The sequence below is a fragment of the Curtobacterium flaccumfaciens genome, from assembly GCF_051548005.1.
In the GTDB taxonomy this organism is placed as follows: Bacteria; Actinomycetota; Actinomycetes; order Actinomycetales; family Microbacteriaceae; genus Curtobacterium.
On sequence record NZ_JBPUGH010000227.1, the window covers coordinates 1 to 3217 of the forward strand.

General features: G+C 73.2%; 3 protein-coding genes. 2 read left to right on the top strand and 1 reads right to left on the bottom strand.

Features of this window, described 5'->3' with window-relative positions; all coding sequences use genetic code 11:
• Positions 1-708 (top strand): hypothetical protein (locus ACSW7Y_RS16690; protein ID WP_438127351.1); only part of this gene is annotated, 708 nt, incomplete at its 5' end.
• A gap of 236 nt (positions 709-944) precedes the next feature.
• On the opposite strand, the gene ACSW7Y_RS16695 is transcribed toward ACSW7Y_RS16690, so the two are convergent.
• The gene (locus ACSW7Y_RS16695; RefSeq protein ID WP_438127352.1) at positions 945-1799 is read right to left on the bottom strand and encodes a PPK2 family polyphosphate kinase; all 855 of its coding nucleotides are present in this window, start codon (positions 1797-1799) and stop codon (positions 945-947) included.
• Between the two features lie 206 nt (positions 1800-2005).
• Between ACSW7Y_RS16695 and ACSW7Y_RS16700 the strand changes: the two genes are divergently transcribed.
• On the top strand, positions 2006-3016 hold the full coding sequence (locus ACSW7Y_RS16700; RefSeq protein WP_438127353.1) for an alpha/beta hydrolase: 1011 nt from the start codon (positions 2006-2008) through the stop codon (positions 3014-3016).
• Positions 3017-3217 lie beyond the last annotated feature (201 nt).

Here is a 3217-nt window from a genome sequence, read left to right on the forward strand (position 1 = left end):
GCCGTGCGAGGAGGGAGCGTCGCGGTCGAAGCGACGAGCCGGACGCTCGTCGTTGTCGAAACGACGCGGCGCGCGGTCATTGCGGTCGAAGCGACGCGGGGCACGGTCATCGCGGTCGAAGCGACGCGGGGCACGGTCGTCCCGGTCGAAGCGACGCGGGGCACGGTCATCGCGGTCCTGACGGGGTGCGCGGTCGTCGCGGTCGAAACGACGCGGGGCACGGTCATCGCGGTCCTGACGGGGTGCGCGGTCGTCACGGTCGAAACGACGCGGGGCACGGTCATCGCGGTCCTGACGGGGTGCGCGGTCGTCACGGTCGAAACGACGCGGCGCGCGGTCGCCCTGGTCGCGACGCGGGGCACGGTCGTCGCGGTTCCAGCGGCTCTGGCCACCCTCGCGGGGCTCCCAGTTCGGACGCGCGGGACGGTCGCCCTGGCCGCCGCGGCCGCGGCGCTCCTCGGCGTCCCAGCGCTGCTTCTGGCGCGGCTGCGACGGGTCGGCGGCACGGAAGCCGCGGTGCTTGCTGCTGCGAGCGGCGGGGGTGCCGTTCGGGTGACGGACACGGTCGGAGGCGCGGTTGTCCGCGCCGCCCTTGTTGTACGGGGCCATGGCTACTTCCTGGGGTGCAGAACGTCCGCAGGGCCCGGCAGCGACATCGGCGCAGGCAGCGTGCGGAGAGGGGGTTCATCCCGTCGCGGATCGACGTGATTCCAGCCCTCGAGCAACACACACCCAAACGAAGAACTCCGTGGTCACAGTGCCACGGCGCCGAAGGCCGACCGAGTGAGTCTACGCGATGCGTCGCCGACTGGCCAGCCCCGGTGCGGACGTCGGCCGGCTCAGCGCGGACGTCGGCCGGCTCAGCGCGGACGTCGGCCGGCCCCGCGCGGACGTGCGCCGCACGACGGAGGCGGGTCGTGCCTCCAGGCCGGTCCGGGCGGGGGTCAGGACTCGGCGAGCCGCCGACGCTGCTCGGCCACGTCGAAGTCGGCGGGCGGCCACGTGAGTTGCATGTCCTCGAGGGCCCGGAGCAGGAGCTGCTGCACGGCGAGCCGGGCGTACCACTTGCGGTTCGCCGGGACGACGTACCACGGTGCCTGCGCGGTCGACGTGCGGTCGAAGACGATCTGGTACGCCTCCTGGTAGTCGTCCCACAGCAGACGCTCGTCGATGTCGCCTGGGTTGAACTTCCAGTGCTTGTCGGGGCGGTCGAGCCGGTCCCCGAGGCGTTCGCGCTGCTCGTCCTTCGAGATGTGCAGCATGACCTTCACGATCGTCGTGCCCTCCGCGACGAGCCGGTCCTCGAAGTCGACGATCGCACCGTAGCGTCGCTCGATCTCCTCCGGCGGCGCGAACGAGCGCACCCGCTGGATGAGGACGTCCTCGTAGTGCGAGCGGTCGAACACCCCGAGCTGTCCGGCACCGGGGAGCTCGCGCTCGATGCGCCAGAGGAAGTCGTGCTCGCGCTCCTCGGCCGTCGGCGCCCCGAAGCCCGCGTAGTGGACCCCGTTCGGGTCGACCGCACCGACGACGTGCGAGACGATGCCGCCCTTGCCCGCCGTGTCCATCGCCTGGAGCACGAGCAGCACGCGCCGCTGGTCCCCCGCCGTGGCCGAGGCGTGCAGGCGCTCCTGCAGGGCGGAGAGCCGATCGGCACCGGCGGCGAGCGCTTCGAGCCCGTCGATCTTCCGCCCGGGGAAGCCCGGTGTGCCGTCGGGGTCGACGCGGTCGAGGCGGAAGCCCTCCTCGACGCGGAGCAGTGGTTCGGGGTCGGCGTTCCAGGCCTTGCGACGGCTCACGGGTCCTCCTGCGGGGTCTGCCGTCCATCCTGGCACCGGCCGGCGCACGCCGTCCGGGCGCTCCTCCGTCCGGCCTCCCTCCGTCCGGCGGTTCTCCGTCGGGCGGTTCTCCGTCGGGCGGTTCTCCGTCGGGCGGTTCTCCATCGGGCGGTTCTCCGTCCCCGGGTGGACGTGGGGGTGCAGCCCGTCGGGTTAGCGTGGTCGCGATGGGAACCGGTCGCCGCTCGCTGCTCGCCGTCGCCGGTGTGCTCGCGGCGCTCGTCGCCCTCGTCGCGTGCAGCCCCGATCCGACCGGCGACCGGAACGCGACCGTCACGACGGACCCGGTGATCTACCCGCTGTCGCTCCGGTACCACGGCATCGAGGTCGTCGCGGACGTGCCGTACGGTGCGGATCCGCTGCAGCGTCTCGACGTCTGCCTGCCGCCCGACAGCGAGCCCGCGACGACGGCCACGCCGACGCCCGTCGCGTCCGGGTCGCCGGACGCACGGTCCGCGGCCCGTCAGCCGAGCCAGGCCCGCCCCGCGGTGATGATGATCCACGGCGGCAGCTGGTCGCACGGCGACAAGGCGACCGCCGCCTACCGCTCGGTGTGCCAGTACCTCGCCTCGCAGGGGTTCGTCACGTTCAACGTCGACTACCGCCTCGCGCCGACGGACCCGTTCCCCGCCGGCTACGACGACGTCCGGCGCGCGCTGGACTGGGTCTTCCGGACGAGCACCCTCACGACCTACGACGTCGACCGGGACCGCGTCGGACTGTTCGGCGGGAGTGCGGGCGGCAACCTCGCGGCACTGCTCGCCGTCACGGACCACGAATCCCCCGCCTACGCCGACGGTGACCGGATCCGCGCCGTCGTGGACCTCAGCGGCCCGACGAACCTGACGAGCCGTTCGACCGAGGCCGACGGGGTGTCAGCCTCGTTCCAGCGGAAGCAGCTGCTCTACCTCGGGTGCCGGACGTACACGCAGTGCCCGGCGGCCGAGCAGGCGTCGCCCGAGTACCACGTCACGGCGGACACCCCGCCGTTCTTCATCGGGCACTCCACCGACGAGTTCATCCCGCTGTGGGAGTCGCAGGAGTTCGTGTCGACGCTGCGGTCCCACGACGTGCCGGTGACGTTCGTGCAGGTGCAGGGGACCGCCCACTCGATCGCGCAGCTCGACGAGGCGATGAGCAAACGCGTGGTCGCGTTCCTGCGGGACCGGCTCGGCTGACGGCCGGGTCGGCTGACGGCCGGGTCGGCTGACGGACTGGTCGGCTGACGGACTGGGTCGGCTGACGGCCGGGTCGGCTGACGGCCGGGTCGGCTGACGGCCGGGTCGGCCGGGACCGACGGCCTGGAGGCGCGGGGCGGGCGTGCACCGTGCCTCCCGTCCGCCTCCCGGTTGCGTCCGCGACCGGCGGCGGCCTCACCC

Excerpts from the sequence above, each read along its gene's own strand:
- ACSW7Y_RS16700 (WP_438127353.1), top strand. The coding sequence starts at position 2,006 with ATGGGAACCGGTCGCCGCTCGCTGCTCGCCGTCGCCGGTGTGCTCGCG.